Genomic DNA, 14,875 nt, shown 5'->3' on the forward strand with positions numbered 1-14,875 from the left:
TAGATGATGCCATACAAACACGGCCTTGAGGCGCGCAAAAGAGCGCTATTTGTCCCTCTTTTCCAACGACTGGGTTTGCATGGATTGCAACAAGGCAGCCACGACCGGGGCTGCGTGGCCGCCGCCGGTGGCCGCCGAATGGCTGACAAAAGCGGCGAATGCCAGCCGCCCGGTCTGGCCCGGCAGGGTGCCCGGCTCCAGCCAGCCCATGAACCAGACCGTCGCCAGGTCGTCCTGGCCGACCGGCGCCGTGCCGGTCTTGCCGTACAGGCCGGGCCGCAGCGCGTCGAAGCCGGCGGCGCGAAACGCCCCGGCCGCGGTGCCGCCGTCGATCACGCCCTTCATCCCGGCGCGCACGCGGTCCAGGCGCACGCCCAGCGACTCCCCTGCCCCAGCCTGCGCCGTGCGGCCGTCGAGCGACAGCAGCAGGCGCGGCGCCACGGTGCGCCCCTCCCCGACCGCCGCCGCCACCAGCGCCATCTGCAGCGGCGTGGTCTGCATGCGCAGGCCGATCGCCATCTGGCGCAGTTCGTGGCGGCTGTGGACCGGGTCGAGGCGCGAGGCGCTGGCCTGCAGCGCGTCCCACTCGCCCCAGCGATAGTCAGGCGGCAGCAGGCCGCCGTCGAGCCGCAGCGGCTGGCCGAAGCCGAGCCGACCAGCCATCGCCGCCACCGGCCGCACCGTGTCCAATGCGCCCGGTTCCAGTTCGCGCGCGCCCGGCATGCCGCCGTCCGGCTGGTCCATCAGCGTGCGGTCGCTCAGTTCCGCGCTCCAGGCGAACCAGGTATTGACGCTGTGCGCCATCGCCTGCGCCAGGCCCAGGCGGCCGTCCTGGGCCCGGGTGCTGGTGATCTGGTCACGGAAATTGGTGATGCGGGCACGGTTGCCATCGACGGGATAGCTGGGCGCGCCGGTGCGGAAATCGTAACCACCCGCCTGTGCCAGCCGGTCCACCTCGTGCAGGGGCAAGCCCTGCAGCAGGCCGTCCAGGCGGGCGTCGCCGCGCGCCGCCCCTTCCAGGCCGAGGGCGGTGATCACCTTGAAGGTCGAGCCAGGGGCGCGGTGCGCGCCGCCGTCGTGCTGGAAGGCGGCGATGCGCAGCGGGCTGCGCGCCGGATCGGCGCGGTCGAAGTCGCGCAATTCGCCCCAGCGGCCCGGATCGGCCTGACCGCCGCCGCTGGAGGCCGCGACCAGGATGTCGCCGCTGCCGGCGTCAAGCAGCACCAGGCCGGCGCGCCGCTCCGGCTGGGCATCTAGGCCGCCGGCGCAGGCCTGGCCGTCCCAACGGCCGCCGCGCAGGCCGATGCAGTCGAGGAGCTGCTGGGCCCTGGCCTGCAGGCCCAGGTCGAGGCTCAGCTGCGCATCGTGGCCGGTACCTTTCACCCGCGCCAGCATGCCGGCCACGCTGCCGTCGTGCTGGCGGTGCACCCCCAGCAGCGGCGCCAGGCCGGCGCGCAGCGCCGCTTCGGCCGGGGCGCCGTCGGCCCACAAGGCTTCGCCATGGCGGTCGCGCAGATGCACCGGCACCGCAGCAGGCCGTGTTCCGCCGCTACCGCCGGCCGGCAATGCCTGCCAGGCCAGGCGTCCGTCGACCATGGCCAGGTGGCGGTAGGCGGCGTCGGCGCCGCCCGACATCGCCGCCAGGTCAAGCGGCTCGACCTGGACCGCGATCGCGGCCGCCCCTGCCAGTGGCGCCAGCACGAGCCGCTGCACCGCCTCGCGGTCGGGGCAGGCGCGGCCATCGCAGGCGCCCTGGGCCAGCACGCGCGCGCCCGACACGCCGCGCACCCGGCCCGCCACCAGCAGCTCGATCGGCCGGCCGCTGGCCGGCGTATTCAAGGTTACGAACGATCCCTGGCGGCCGCCCTCCCAGCCGCCGACCCGCTGCCACGGTTCCCAGCCTTCGGGCAGGCGCGCGAACAGCCGCATCGCGGCCACCGGCAATCCGGTCTCGCGCGGCGCCGGCGCGCCGCCGGCCAGCGCATGCCAGACCGTGTCGGCGCCCGGCCGGGTGCGCCAGGCCACCAGCCGGCGCTCGCTGTTAAATATACGCACCTGCTCGCGCACATAGGCGCCGTCGGCGCGGTGATGCAGGCGCTCCAGCAGGCGGCGGTCGCCTGCGTCCAGCACGTGATCTTCCCAGCCCGGCAGCGGCGCGCGCGCCTCCTGGCCGGCCCGATGCCAAGCCAGCAGGTCGCGCGGCGCCAGCTCGACCAGGCCGTCGCGGCCCAGGCGCAGCAGGCCGCGTGCGCGCACCGCCTCGAACAGCGCCTGGTCTTCCATGCCGGGACCGGGCAGCAGCGGCACCTGCCACGCGCCAGGCGCCAGGCGCAGCTCTACCTGCTCACCCTGGGCCGGGAAGGCCTGCACGAGGGCCGCTCCACCAGCGGCGCCTTGCTGATAGTGATGCAGCACGAGCTCGCCCGCCTGCGGGCAGGCGGCACTGGGCCGGCGCGTGAAGCGCAACGCTTCACTTGTCACCCCAGTGCCCCACATCAGCCAGCCGCTGTTGCCCAGCACGGCCTGGCCCTGGCGCGCGCGCGTCACGTTGCCGCCGCTGGCGTCGCCGATCCAGCCTGCCGTGGCGGCGCCGGCATTCCAGGCGAGCGCCAGGCCGGTCGTGCCGGCGCCGGCATTGCCGGTGATGTCGATACGCGGCATGCCGGAACCCGGCCGGGCCAGCAGCACGCTGCGCGGCGGTGCACTGGCGGCACGCGCGATCCGCGCTGCCTCGTCGAACGGGTAACCGATCCGCAACGGCAGCATGCGCGGCCGCGTCGGGTCGAGCATCTGGGTGCACAGATCGATCCGCAGCGCCGGGCCGGCGTGCATGCCGCTCGCCACCAGCAGGGCCAGGCCGCCGTGCTGGGTGAGCGAGATGCCGCTGTCGCGCGGGACCACGAAGTCGAGCCCCGGCGCGATCGGCTGCAGGGCGCCCAGTGCGACCGCGTCGGGCGTCTCGGCCGCGCCGTCCGGCAGCGCGCGCGCATGCATCGCCAGCGCCACGGCGCCGGCGCCAATCGCCAGCAGCGCCGCCCACAGCCAGGCCGGACCGAGCGAGAGGGTCCAGCCGCTGCTCGTCGTGGAGGAGCGGGCGCCGGCGCGCAGGTTGCGGGAGCGGCGGCGCGCGGTACGCGAGGTGGCCAGCTGGCCGATCAGCGAGGTGAGCATAGTGTGAGCATGCCTGTCATGCATGAATCTGGTGGTGTGGCGCCCGTGCGCCCCTCGCGCTCAGCTAGCTGGGGGAGGATGAAAACGCCGGGCCCTGGCCACGTTCATGTGCGCCGGAACGCAGCTCACCCCCTGTTTCCTGCGGCTCGTCGCATCCCGCTGGAGACCATGCGGCGCTTGGCCTACAGTGGATACATCGACACACCAACCACCCCTCACCACTCACTAAAAGGAACTGCAAAATGAACGTCCTCAAACACATGGAAGCCATCTTCATCGCCGCCGCCCTGGTCGCCGTCCCGGCGGGCTACCTGGCCAAGATTCCCGATGCCCATGCCAACAGCTACAGCGCCAGCGATGCCGCCATCGCCAGCGGCGACAAGATGGCGGTGGTCACCGTCAGCGCCAAGCGTCTCGACGCCGCCGAGAAGTCGCAACTGCTGGCGGCGGACACCGTCACCGTCGGGAGCCGCATGTGAACGCCGCCCGTCGCCTTCGCGCCGCCAGGATGCGGCGCGCGGCGGCCGCAACCCGCACCGTCCACTGAGCTGTATCAGTTGTAAGAACTTGCTTCAAACGCCACGTCCCGATTCCCGGATTGCTATATTCCATCGCATCCGCTCAAGGATCTGGAGACGAACATGAAATCCCCTTTTTTGATTGCAGCCCTGATCGCCATCGGCGCCGCTGCCTTCACCCCACTGGCCTCGCACGCCCAGCCCCATATCTCGGTCGTGATCAACACCGCGCCGCCAGCGCCCGTCTATGAAGTCATTCCCGCCACGCGCCGCGGCTACGTCTGGGCGCCTGGCTTCTGGGAATGGCGCAAGCATCGCCATCATTGGGTGCCGGGCCACTATGTCGCCGCGCGCCCCGGCTATGTCTACGCGCCGCCGAGCTGGCACCATCGCGGCGGACGCTGGGTAATGGAGCCGTCGCGCTGGAACCGCGGCCCGGCCCACCATTACGGCCCACCACCTGGCCATTATCGCGACGATCGTGACCGCCATCACCGCAAGCACGACCGCCACCATGGCCGCGATCATGGCCGCGACCGGGACCGCGACGGCATCCGCGACCGCCATGACCGCGATCGCGATGGCGACGGCGTGCGCAACCGCCACGACCGCCGCCCGGACAATCCCCACCGCTACTGAACGACGGCGCAGCCAGGATGCGGATCAGCGCTTCAGGTGCTTGTCCAGGAAAGCGAGGATCTTCGCATCCGCCACGGCCGCGTTCTTTTTCTTGGAGAAGCCGTGGCCCTCGTCGCCGAACACGACGTACTCGACTTCCACCTTGTTCTTGCGCACCGCCTCGACGATCTCGTCGCTCTCGGCCTTGATCACGCGCGGGTCGTTGGCGCCCTGGATCACCATCAGCGGCTTGCGGATGTGATGGGCGTGGAATAGTGGCGAGGTCGCGACCAGGAACTCCTTGTCCTTGACCGGGTCGCCGATCTCGTCGTACAGCGCCTTGCGCTGCGCTTCCCAGTACGGGGGGATGCTTTCCAGCGTGCGCACCCAATTGCTGACGCCGAAGATGTCGATGCCGACCTTGAACGCCTCGGGCCGGAAGGCCAGCGCCGCCAGGGTCATGTAGCCGCCGTAGCTCCCGCCCATGATGCCGATGCGCTCCGGATCGATATAGCCCTGGCTGGCCAGCCAGGTCTTGGCTTCGACGCAGTCCCACAGCGGCTCCATGCCGTGCTTACGGTCGTCGGCGCGGAAGAAGGTCTTGCCATAGCCCGAGCTGCCGCGGTTGTTGATGCCCAGGACCGCATAGCCGTGATTGACCAGATACTGGATCCGGGCGCTGTAGCCGCGCATGGTCTGGCCGCCCGGCCCGCCGTGCACCAGCACCACCGCCGGCACTTTCGCGCTCGGCGACGCGCCCTTCGGCCGATAGTAGATCGACGGGATCACCATGCCGTCGAAGGACTTGAAGCGCACCACCTCGGCCTCGACCAGGTCGTTCGGGTCGATCTCCGGGTTCAGGCTGCGTGTCAGCTGCGACGTCTTGCCGCTCCTGAAGTCGTGCACGTACAGGTTGCTGGGCGAGCGGTCGCCGTTGAGGTAGAACGCCATCAGTTTGCCGCTCTCGGAGAAGGTCACCTGGCGCATCTCGCCGCCCGGCAGCCTGGGCAAAGCCACCGGGTTGCCTGCCTCGTCATACAGCCGTACCTCGATGCTGCCGTCGCGGTTGACCAGGCTGACACGGTGGCGGCCGTTGCGCGAATAGTCGGTGCCCAGCAGGTCCCAGTCGGCCTTCTCGACTTCCGTCACGTCGCCGCTGGCCAGGTCATAGGACTTGATGCGCGCGAACTCGCCCTGTGCATTGCTCGTAAACAGCAGGCGCTTCGAGGCCGGGTCGAAGTCCGCCGCCGCATGGCTGGCCGGCTCCTTGTGCGGCGTGATGTGTTTCATTTCGCGCGCCTGCACGTTATAGACATAGACGTCGCTGTCCGAGGTGGTGGCGGGCTTGTTGAAGGCGAGCCAGTTGCCGTCGCGGCTGATGGCCGAGACGTTCATGCCGCTGTCGTTCTTGTACACCATCGTGCGCGCATAGGTGGCGGCGTCATACAGGTACAGATCGAAGAACTTCGGATTGCGCTCGTTGGTGACGACGTAGAAGCCGCTGCCGTCCGGCTTCCAGCCTGCGAACGAGGCTTTCAGCTTGTCGCCTGGCGTCAGGTCACGTTCCTTGCCGTCGAGTTCACGCACATACAGGTGGTTCTGTTCGTCGCCGCCGCCGTCGCGCGTGAACAGGATGCGGTCGTCGTTGTAGAAGTAAGCGACCGCATAGGTGGTGTCGGTCTTCGACGCGGTCAGCGCGCGCGGCTTGCCGCCGACGACGGGCACCGTATAGGCATTGAAGATGCCGGACTCGTTACTGCTGAACAGGATCTGCTTCTCGTCCTTGCTGAACGAGGCCCCGGTGAGCGAGGTCGTCGCCATGAACTGCTCGATTGTGTAGCGCTTGACAGGCTGAGTGCGCGCCTTGCCGGTCGTCTTGACCGGCGCGGCCTTGTCGACTTTGGCGGCTTGGGCAAGGGCCTGCACCGGCGCCAGACCGGCGCCGGCGAGCATGGCGAACAAGGACAGACTTACAGCACGGCGATTCTGATGCATACGTTCTCCTGTGGTTGAGTCCAACAGGATGAGTGTTTCAAAAGTCTTAACACCTGTCAACAAACGCGAATCGGTTATGCTCTCGCCATGAACGACCTCGCCACCCTGCAAGCCGCCGCCTTCAAGGCCGAGCTGTCCGCCGCCCGGCGCATGACCGCGCGCACCGGCGTGCCCGAGGCCGAGGCCCTGGAACAGACCCTGATGCTCAGCGCCGGCAGCGCCGGACTGGCCAGCCTGCTGGCCGAGCGCCAGGCCCAGCGCCGCCACGCCGAACTGCAGGCCGCGCGGCGCCAGGCCAGCGTCGCCGCCGCGCGCACCCGCGGCGCGGGACCGGAAACCAGCGCCTGGCGCGCCTGGTTCGACGGCTCGGCGCGGCCGAACCCGGGCCGCTGCGGGCTGGGCGCCGTGCTCGAAGGGCCGGCCGGCGAGCGCCATGAATTGTCCGTCGACGGCGGCCATGGCAACAGCAGCGAAGCCGAATACCGCGCCCTGAACGCCGTGCTGCGCGCGGCCGTCGAGCATGGCGCGACCGACTTGCTGGTGCTGGGCGACAGCCAGGTCGTGATCGACGACGTCAACGCCCCCGACGGCGCCAATGCGCCGGCCCTGGGCCTGCTGCGCAGCGAAGCGCTGGCCTTGCTGGCCCGCCTGCCGCAGGCGAGGCTGCGCTGGATCCCGCGCCACAAGAATGCACGGGCCGACGCGCTGTCGCAGCACGCCGTGCCGCCTCTCACCCTGGAACAAGAATCATGACCGAAATGAGCAATACCGATCTCGCCGGCTGGCGAACCAGGCTGGCCGCCATGGCCGCCGGCAGCGCCGATACCGACGGCGCCCACGACAGCGCCCACCTCGACCGGGTCTGGCGCACTGCGCAGGCACTGCTGGAACACCATCCCGAGGCCGACCGCCTGGTGGTGCTGGCCGCCTGCTACCTGCACGACCTGGTGAACCTGCCGAAGAACGACCCCGAACGCGACCAGGCCTCGCGCCGCTCGGCGCGGCTGGCGCGTCACCAGCTGGCCCATCTCGGCTTCCCTCCCGAAAAACTGGACGCCGTGGCGCATGCGATCGAAGCACACAGCTTTTCGGCGGCGATCCCCGCCGAGACGATTGAGGCGAAGATCGTGCAGGACGCCGACCGTATGGACGGCCTGGGCCTGGTGGGCCTGGCGCGCATGTTCTATATCGCCGGCCGCATGGAAAGCAGCCTGGCCCATCCGAGCGACCCGCTGGGAAAGGAGCGCGACTTCGACGACCGCCGCTATTCGCTCGACCACATCATGGTCAAGCTGCACAAGCTCCCGGACATGATGCAGACCGACGCCGCGCGTGCACTGGGCCGCGAACGGCTGGCCAAGCTGCTGGCCTTCCGCGAGGAATTCGCGGCCGAATGGAGTGGAACCTAGACCACAAGCTGGACCATTTGCAGCAATGCTAAGATAGACGAACTGTATTGACCGAGGTGTCCATGGCCAGTTCGACCGCCTTACCGCAACCCGTCTCCGGCAAGCTCAATTTCGTCCTCGTCTGCATCTTCATCGACATGCTCGGCATCGGCCTGATCGTCCCGGTCCTGCCGCTGCTGCTCGACCAGTTCGTGGACGGGCCGGACAAGCGGGCCTTGTGGTACGGGGTGCTGGCGGCGACCTTCGGGATCCTGCAATTTTTGTTCATGCCGGCACTCGGCGCGCTGAGCGACCGCATCGGCCGCCGTCCGGTGCTGTTGTATTCGATGGCCGGCATGTGCCTGAACTTCCTCGTCACGGCCTGGGCGCCCAGCCTGGCCTGGCTGTTCGTGGGCCGCATCATCGGCGGCATGTCCTCGGCCAGCATGTCGGTCGCCTCGGCCTACGCCTCGGACATCTCGACCCGCGAAAACCGCGCCAAGGCCTTCGGCAAGATCGGCGCCGCCTTCGGCCTGGGCTTCATTTGCGGCCCGATGCTGGGCGGCATACTCGGCGACGCCAACCTGCACCTGCCCTTCTACGTCGCGGCCGCGCTGTCGGCGGCGAACCTGGTGTATGGCTTTTTCTTCGTGCCGGAGTCGCTTGCCAAAGACGGCCGCGAACCGTTCAAGCTGGCGCGCCTGAATCCCTTTTCGGCCTTGCTCCGATTGGTCAAACGCGAAGACATCCGCGGCCTGGTGATCGTGATCACCCTGACCACCTTCGCCCAGATGATGCTGCAATCGACCTGGGTCCTGTACACCACCTTCCGCTTCGACTGGACGCCGCGCGACAACGGTATCGCCCTCTTTTGCGTCGGCCTCGGCTCGGTGGTGGTCCAGGCCTGGCTGCTGGGCAAGCTGATCCACCGTTTCGGCGAGGTGCGGCTGTCGCTGATGGCGCTGACGTCCGGCATGCTCACCTTTCTGGCCTACGGCCTGGCGACCCAGGGCTGGATGATGTACGTCTTCATCCTGGCCAATGTGCTGGCCTATGCCACCGGGCCCGCCCTGCAGGGCATCGTCTCGAAATCCTCGCCGCCCGAGCAGCAGGGCGAGGTGATGGGCTCACTGCAGTCGATCGGCAGCCTGGGCGTGATCGTCACACCGCTGCTCGGCACCGGCATCCTGAGCGCGGTCAGCCACCTGCCCCCTGGCGACTGGCGGGTCGGCAGCAGCTTCTTCTTGTGCGCGGCCATGCAGGCGGTGGCATTGATCGTGGCGTGGCATTACTTTCGCAGCCATCAATATGCCGGTGTGAAGGCCTAGGCCATGCCAACCCACGTGCTTGCCGCGATCCTGTTCGCGGCCTTGCTGCATGCGGCCTGGAATGCCGCCCTCAAATCGCAGCCTGACACGTTCATGGCCGCGCTGGCCGTGACCAGCGGCGCCGCCGTGCTGGCTGCCCTTGCGCTTGCCTTCCTGCCGGCACCGGATGCGTCCAGCTTTCCCTTCATTGCTGCCTCCAGCATGCTGCAGATCGCCTACTACCTGCTCCTGGCGGCGGCCTATCGGGTGGCCGACATCGGCCATGCCTACCCGCTGATGCGTGGCGTCGCACCGGTCCTGGTGGCGCTGGGCGGCGGCCTGCTGGCCGGCGAGTCGCTGCACGGCGTCCAATGGATCGCCATCGGCCTGATCTGCGCCGGCGGCGCCGCACTGACGCTGGGTGCGCGCGGCCACGCCTCGGGCGGGCTGCGTCCAACCGCCCTGGTGCTGCTGACCGCGACGGTGATTGCGGCGTACACCCTGGTCGACGGCCTGGGAGTGCGGCGCTCGGGCGCTCCAGCCGCCTACACCGCCTGGATCTTCCTGCTTACCGGGATCGGCATCGCGGCCCTGTCATGGCGCCGCAGCGCCGGCCAGCTGCCGGTCTACCTGATCCGCCATCCCAAACTGGCGCTGATCGGCGGCGCAGCAACCACCGGCTCTTACGGCATCGCCTTGTGGGCGATGACCCAGGCGCCGGTCGCGGTGGTCGCCGCCCTGCGTGAAACCTCGATCGTGTTCGCCACCGCGATCGCGGTATTCGTGCTGCGCGAGCGCGCCACCCGCGCCCGGATCTGCGGCGCCGGGCTGGTGGCGCTAGGCGCGGCGGCGGTACGCCTGGCATAACCTGGATCGACAGTCAGAACTTCAGCTCATAGTTCGCCTGGATGCGCACCGCGCCCGGATAATCGAAGCGGCGCTTCTCGACGCCGGCGACCGGATCGGCGTAGCTCACCTCGAAGCCCGAATCCTCGTGCGCCAGGTTCGATAGCGACAGCCGGACCAGCCGCTTCGGATCGAAGCGCCACGCCGCATAGGCTTCGAGGTCGGTGCGCGCTTCCGAGTAGTAACCGCGATTGGCAGTCACCCTCACCTGCCCGTTGCGCGTGAAGGCGACGCTGCCTCCCAGCGCCAGCGCTCCCGCCTTGTAGTCGAGACCGACGTTGGCCGACAACGGCGTCTGTCGTTCCAGCCGGTTGTCGGGACCGGGGACCGATTTCACGCGCGCCCAGTGACGGCTCACGCCGGCGCGCACATCGATCGCCGGCGCTTGCGCGAACAGCGACGCGAGGGGGAATTTGGTTTCCAGTTCAAGCGTGCGGACCTCGGCGCGACCGTCGTTCACCGGCGTGACGATCCAGCGGTAGCCGTCGAAGTAGATGCGGTTGCTGGTGTAGTCCTCGATGCGGCGCAGCGACGCCCGCAGCGCGACCATCGCGTTCTCGGCCCAGTAATGTTCGTAACCGGCATCCACGCCCCAGGCCAATTCGGGCTTGAGCTCCGGATTGCCCTGGAAATCGGCCTCGGTAGCGCTGTTGTTTTCCCAAACCTGGCGGCGCGGCAGCAGATTCCACAGATCCGGAGCCTTGTAGGTACGGGTCACCGCGAAGCGCAGCTGGTCGCCCTTGCGATCCGGGATCTTCCACAAGGTCTGCAGGATGGGGCTCCAGACGTTGGAGCTGCTGCGGGTGGCGTCGAACGAGTCGCCCGAGGCGCGGATGCGGATGCCCTCCCAGCGCAGGCCCAGGTACATCGACCACTGCGGCGTGATGTTCCATTCATCCTGGGCATACACCGCCATGCGGACCACGCGCGCCTCGAACGTTTCGTCGAGCGGCAGGCCGGGCGGAAAAAACCGGATCGCGTCGCGTTCGTGACGCATCTCGTCGCGCCAGCCGACGCCGCCGTCCCAGCCGGCCGCGATGGCGTGGCCGTTTTCCAGCTTGCGCATATATTTGCCGGTCGAATTCGCACCGCGATCGCGCCAGCCGGAATCGACCCAGCCATCGGTGACCGGAACGCCAAGGGGATCGGCGCCCCGGCGGAAGATCGTGTTGTCGGCATTCTCGCCGCTGAGTCCCAGCTTGGTCTCCAGGGTCGCGCCGGAATCGAGTTCGGTGGTCCATTTCAGGTCGGTGCGCAGGTCTTCGGCGTCGGCCCGCATCCGGTTGTGCTGGTCGGGGACCGGTGGCGGCGGGCCAATGTCGGTCGCGATCGACAAATGGGTGCGGTTGCGAAAGCGATTGACGTTGACGAAGGTCTCGACACTGATCGTGTCGCCATCCGCCAGCGTCCATTCGAAACGCGGGGTCAGGTTCATCCGCCGCATGCGGCCCTCTTCCGGCGCGCTCGTCATGCGCGCCAGGGCAACTGCGCCGCCTGGCGCGATGGTCTCTTCGAAGATGCTCCAGGCACGGTCATAGCGCTCCGCGGTCGCATCGCCGGCGAGCGACCAGGCGAAACCCTCCCCGCGTTCGCTCAGCTGCAGCGCCGCACTGGGGCCCCGAAACTGCGACGATTGCAGCATCCCCAGCTTGAGCTGGCGCTCGCGTTCCTTGGCAACGCGACGCAGGATGATGTTGACGGTGCCGGCCACCGACTGGGTCGACAGGTCGGCGGTGGCGGCGCGCAGCACCTCGATGCGTTCAACCACCTCGGGCGACAGCGAATCGAAGTCGAAGCCGCCAGGCGGCCGCTCGCCGTTGATCAGGATCTGGGTATAGCCGGCGCCGAGTCCGCGCATCTGGATTTCACCGCCCCGCGCCTGGTTGGTGTTCACGGTCACGCCCGGCACACGCTTCAAGGCATCGAGCACCGAGCGGTCGCCATAGCGGCCCAGCTCTTCGCGCCCGATCACGGTGCGGGTGGCGGTGTCGTCGCGGCGCGGGTCATAGCTGGCGCTGCTGCCCTTGATTTCCACCTGCGAGACAGGAACTCCCGCTTCTTCCTGCTGTGCGCACGTGGGGCCGGCGAAGGTCGCCAGGATGATCAGGGAAAGGGGACAGCGGCTTCGATTCGGCGTCTTCACAGGGAAATCTCCTCGTTATTGGGTGTGTATGGAGGAAATATATGCCCATTATTGGTACAATGTAAACGTCTTCCTGGAAGTTTATTCTTCCTACATGAGGAAATATGTAATTCCATTCCCTAGCACCATAAACTTCCATACAAAGGTATTTCCACCAGCGTTCGCCACTGCGCCACCACCTGGAGTACACTCGGGCATGCCTTAACATGGAAATATCATTTCCATTCGGCACTTTCGCTGTAGCACGCCCGCTATAATGCGCACTTTTCGAAGAAAGGCGATCGTCCGTGTCCCGTATAAAAGTCTTGCCGCAATACGTCATGCCGAAGCAGGCGATCACCAACTTCGCCGGCCGTGTCGCCGGCCACAAGGGCGGTTCGATGACGACCAGCCTGATCCGTTGGTTCGTGGGCAAGTACGGGGTTAACATGGATGAGGCGGCCAATCCGGACATCGCCAGCTACCCCAGCTTCAACGAATTCTTCACCCGTCCGCTGCGCGACGGCGTGCGTCCGCTGGCGGCCAGCGACTATGTGTGCCCGGTCGATGGCGCCATCAGCCAGTTCGGCGACATTGACGACCACCAGATCTTCCAGGCCAAGGGCCACAAGTTCACCACGGCCGAACTGGTCGGCGGCGACCAGGCGCTGGCCGCCCACTTCCAGCACGGCCACTTCGCCAACGTCTACCTGAGCCCGAAGGACTACCACCGCATCCACATGCCGTGCGATGGCCGCCTGACGCGCATGATCTATGTGCCGGGCAAGCTGTTTTCGGTGAATCCGACCACGGCGCGCGGCGTGCCGGGCCTGTTCGCGCGCAACGAGCGCGTGGTATGCGTGTTCGAGAGCGATGAATTCGGGCCCTTCGTGATGACCCTGGTCGGCGCGACCATCGTCGGCAGCATGGCCACCGTCTGGCATGGCGTGGTCAACCCGCCGCGCATGCCGCGCATCTGCGAATGGCACTACGAGCCGGGTCAGGTCACGCTGAAAAAAGGCGAAGAGATGGGCCGCTTCCTGCTCGGCTCCACCGTCGTGATGCTGTTCCAGCGCGGCGCCATTGCCTTCAACCCGGCCTGGGCGCCGGAAGGCAAGGTGCGCCTGGGCGAACCGATGGGCGAGCGGCCGCTCAAGTCTTGACGTCATCCTCCAGCGCCGCGCGCGCCCTGAACGCGGCCACCGCGGCATGCGGGCTGTGGCCCTTTTCGGTGCACGCCGATTCGATCATTTCCAGGAAGGCCCGGGTCTTGGCCGGCATCAGCTTACGGCTTGGGAACACCGCCCAGCCGCTGGCGGTCGGCATATCCCATTCCGGCAGCACCCGCACCAGTTCTCCGGTCTGCATATAGGGCTGGGCGAACAGCGTCGAGCTGAGCGCGATGCCGGCGCCGCGCGAGGCGATGCGCGCCAGCAGGTCGGGCGAGTTCGCCGTCAGCCGCGCGTTGAGCGCGCGCTCCCACTTCAGCTTCCCGCGCATCAAGACCCACGGCATGGCCCCACCGGTGCGACTCAGGATGCACAGCACGTCGTGCGCGTCGAGATCGTCGGGATGCTCGGGAATGCCGCGCCGCGCCAGGTAGCTTGGCGCCGCGTACAGGCCGGGCTGCTCGAGCGTGATCGGACGCGCGCTCAGGGTCGCGTCGTTCGGCAGGTCGCCCATGCGGATCGCGATGTCGAAGTTCTCCGCCACCAGGTCGACCCGGCGCGGGGTCAGGTCCATCTCGAGCCTGACCGCCGGGTAGCGCTCCAGGAAGCGCGCGATGACTTCGTTCAGGCCGCTGTTGGCGAAGTCGCCCGGCGCCGAGATGCGCAGCTTGCCGCTCGGTTCGCCCTGGCGGTGCTGGGCCAGCGCGCTGGCGGCGTCGACCTCGTCGGCCAGGCGGCGCGCGTGCTCGTACAGGCTGGCGCCGAACTCGGTGACCACCAGCTTGCGGGTCGTGCGCTGCAGCAGGCGCTCGCCCAGGGTCGTCTCGAGCAGCGCCAGGCGGCGCGAGACGGTCGACTTGGGCAGGTGGACGCGTTCGGCGGCGCGGGTAAAGCTGCCCGACTCGACGATCCGGGCAAACAGCAGCAAGTCATTCGGTTCCACGTCCATGATTGTCCCACCAGCAGAATAATGTTATCCATTCTACCGGCTTCCGGACTGATTTTGGAATTGCTAAAGTAGCCCCATCGAAACTCTCTACCAAACGAAGGGGCCTGACCATGAACATCCTGCACATCACCACCAGCGTCCGCGGCGACGCATCCGAATCCACCCGCGTCACCCAGCAGATCGTCGACAAGCTGGCCGCCGCCAACCCGGGCGCGACCGTCGTGCGCCGCGACTTCGGCGCACAGCCGCACCCGCTGCTGGACGGCGCCACCGTCGGCGCCCTGTTCACCCCGGCCGACCAGCGCAGCGCGGAGCAGGCAGCGCGCGTCGCCCTGGATGACGCGCTGATTGCCGAGGCGCAGGCGGCCGACGTGATCGTGCTGGGCGCCCCGATGTACAACTTCGCGATGCCGGTGCAACTGAAAAGCTGGTTCGACGCCATCGCCCGCGCCGGCGTGACCTTCCGCTATACCGAGACCGGTCCGGAAGGCCTGCTGAAGAACAAGAAGGTGTACGTGGCCGCGGCCCGTGGCGGCGTGTACGACGAAGCGGCCGACCCGCAAGTGCCGCAGATGCGCGCCCTGCTGAACTTCCTGGGCTTGAACGACCACACCTTCATCTATTCGTCGGGCATGGCGATGGGTCCGGACGCGGTGGCCAAGGGCCAGGCCGCGGCCAACGCCGCCATCGAGGCAGCACTGGCGTAACTTGCCGCCCGCTAGGCGGCGCAAC

General features: G+C 68.0%; 12 protein-coding genes. 8 read left to right on the forward strand and 4 right to left on the reverse strand.

Features of this window, described 5'->3' with window-relative positions:
• Window positions 1-45: 45 nt before the first annotated feature.
• The gene (locus tag SOM61_RS19505) at window positions 46-3,171 is read right to left on the reverse strand and encodes a penicillin-binding transpeptidase domain-containing protein (RefSeq protein WP_320475620.1); all 3,126 of its coding nucleotides are present in this window, start codon (window positions 3,169-3,171) and stop codon (window positions 46-48) included.
• Between the two features lie 242 nt (window positions 3,172-3,413).
• Between SOM61_RS19505 and SOM61_RS19510 the strand changes: the two genes are divergently transcribed.
• Window positions 3,414-3,650, forward strand: coding sequence for a hypothetical protein (locus SOM61_RS19510; RefSeq protein WP_320475621.1), 237 nt, complete (start codon window positions 3,414-3,416; stop codon window positions 3,648-3,650).
• A 162-nt stretch (window positions 3,651-3,812) separates the two neighbouring features.
• Entirely contained in the window at window positions 3,813-4,328 is a 516-nt protein-coding gene (locus SOM61_RS19515) for a YXWGXW repeat-containing protein (RefSeq protein WP_320475622.1), read from the forward strand.
• 24 nt (window positions 4,329-4,352) lie between these two features.
• Here SOM61_RS19515 and SOM61_RS19520 read toward each other — a convergent pair whose 3' ends face one another.
• The gene (locus SOM61_RS19520) at window positions 4,353-6,302 is read right to left on the reverse strand and encodes a S9 family peptidase (RefSeq protein ID WP_320475623.1); all 1,950 of its coding nucleotides are present in this window, start codon (window positions 6,300-6,302) and stop codon (window positions 4,353-4,355) included.
• 87 nt (window positions 6,303-6,389) lie between these two features.
• Between SOM61_RS19520 and SOM61_RS19525 the strand changes: the two genes are divergently transcribed.
• From SOM61_RS19525 to SOM61_RS19540, 4 genes are all read left to right on the forward strand, one after another.
• Window positions 6,390-7,055 carry a ribonuclease HI family protein gene (locus SOM61_RS19525; RefSeq protein WP_320475624.1) on the forward strand — a complete coding sequence of 222 codons (666 nt, stop codon included), beginning with the start codon at window positions 6,390-6,392 and terminating at the stop codon, window positions 7,053-7,055.
• Complete coding sequence (locus SOM61_RS19530) at window positions 7,052-7,711, forward strand: HD domain-containing protein (protein ID WP_320475625.1); 660 nt, start codon at window positions 7,052-7,054, stop codon at window positions 7,709-7,711. Before SOM61_RS19525 ends, SOM61_RS19530 begins: the two co-directional genes overlap by 4 nt.
• 62 nt (window positions 7,712-7,773) lie before the next feature.
• A complete protein-coding gene (locus tag SOM61_RS19535) occupies window positions 7,774-9,018 on the forward strand; it encodes an MFS transporter (RefSeq protein ID WP_320475626.1) in 1,245 nt (414 codons plus the stop codon).
• Window positions 9,019-9,021: 3 nt separating this feature from the next.
• Window positions 9,022-9,864 carry a DMT family transporter gene (locus tag SOM61_RS19540; RefSeq protein WP_320475627.1) on the forward strand — a complete coding sequence of 281 codons (843 nt, stop codon included), beginning with the start codon at window positions 9,022-9,024 and terminating at the stop codon, window positions 9,862-9,864.
• A gap of 13 nt (window positions 9,865-9,877) precedes the next feature.
• Here the strand turns inward: SOM61_RS19540 and SOM61_RS19545 are convergent, their stop codons facing one another.
• Window positions 9,878-12,046, reverse strand: coding sequence for a TonB-dependent receptor plug domain-containing protein (locus SOM61_RS19545; RefSeq protein WP_320475628.1), 2,169 nt, complete (start codon window positions 12,044-12,046; stop codon window positions 9,878-9,880).
• A 320-nt stretch (window positions 12,047-12,366) separates the two neighbouring features.
• Here SOM61_RS19545 and asd point away from each other — a divergent pair, with 320 nt between their 5' ends.
• Window positions 12,367-13,188 (forward strand): archaetidylserine decarboxylase, encoded by an 822-nt coding sequence (asd, locus tag SOM61_RS19550; RefSeq protein ID WP_320475751.1) that lies wholly within the window; start codon window positions 12,367-12,369, stop codon window positions 13,186-13,188.
• Here asd and SOM61_RS19555 read toward each other — a convergent pair.
• Entirely contained in the window at window positions 13,178-14,143 is a 966-nt protein-coding gene (locus SOM61_RS19555; protein WP_320475629.1) for a LysR family transcriptional regulator, read from the reverse strand. The two genes, asd and SOM61_RS19555, sit on opposite strands and share 11 nt — an antisense overlap.
• 110 nt (window positions 14,144-14,253) lie before the next feature.
• Between SOM61_RS19555 and SOM61_RS19560 the strand changes: the two genes are divergently transcribed.
• The gene (locus tag SOM61_RS19560; protein ID WP_320475630.1) at window positions 14,254-14,850 is read left to right on the forward strand and encodes an FMN-dependent NADH-azoreductase; all 597 of its coding nucleotides are present in this window, start codon (window positions 14,254-14,256) and stop codon (window positions 14,848-14,850) included.
• Window positions 14,851-14,875: the final 25 nt, after the last annotated feature.

The organism is Massilia sp. CFBP9012, from assembly GCF_034045115.1.
Classification (GTDB): domain Bacteria; phylum Pseudomonadota; class Gammaproteobacteria; order Burkholderiales; family Burkholderiaceae_D; genus Telluria.

Coding starts and splice junctions, on each gene's coding strand:
- SOM61_RS19505 (WP_320475620.1), bottom strand. CDS start 3,171: ATGCTCACCTCGCTGATCGGCCAGCTGGCCACCTCGCGTACCGCGCGC.
- SOM61_RS19510 (WP_320475621.1), top strand. CDS start 3,414: ATGAACGTCCTCAAACACATGGAAGCCATCTTCATCGCCGCCGCCCTG.
- SOM61_RS19515 (WP_320475622.1), top strand. CDS start 3,813: ATGAAATCCCCTTTTTTGATTGCAGCCCTGATCGCCATCGGCGCCGCT.
- SOM61_RS19520 (WP_320475623.1), bottom strand. CDS start 6,302: ATGCATCAGAATCGCCGTGCTGTAAGTCTGTCCTTGTTCGCCATGCTC.
- SOM61_RS19525 (WP_320475624.1), top strand. CDS start 6,390: ATGAACGACCTCGCCACCCTGCAAGCCGCCGCCTTCAAGGCCGAGCTG.
- SOM61_RS19530 (WP_320475625.1), top strand. CDS start 7,052: ATGACCGAAATGAGCAATACCGATCTCGCCGGCTGGCGAACCAGGCTG.
- SOM61_RS19535 (WP_320475626.1), top strand. CDS start 7,774: ATGGCCAGTTCGACCGCCTTACCGCAACCCGTCTCCGGCAAGCTCAAT.
- SOM61_RS19540 (WP_320475627.1), top strand. CDS start 9,022: ATGCCAACCCACGTGCTTGCCGCGATCCTGTTCGCGGCCTTGCTGCAT.
- asd (WP_320475751.1), top strand. CDS start 12,367: ATGCCGAAGCAGGCGATCACCAACTTCGCCGGCCGTGTCGCCGGCCAC.
- SOM61_RS19555 (WP_320475629.1), bottom strand. CDS start 14,143: ATGGACGTGGAACCGAATGACTTGCTGCTGTTTGCCCGGATCGTCGAG.
- SOM61_RS19560 (WP_320475630.1), top strand. CDS start 14,254: ATGAACATCCTGCACATCACCACCAGCGTCCGCGGCGACGCATCCGAA.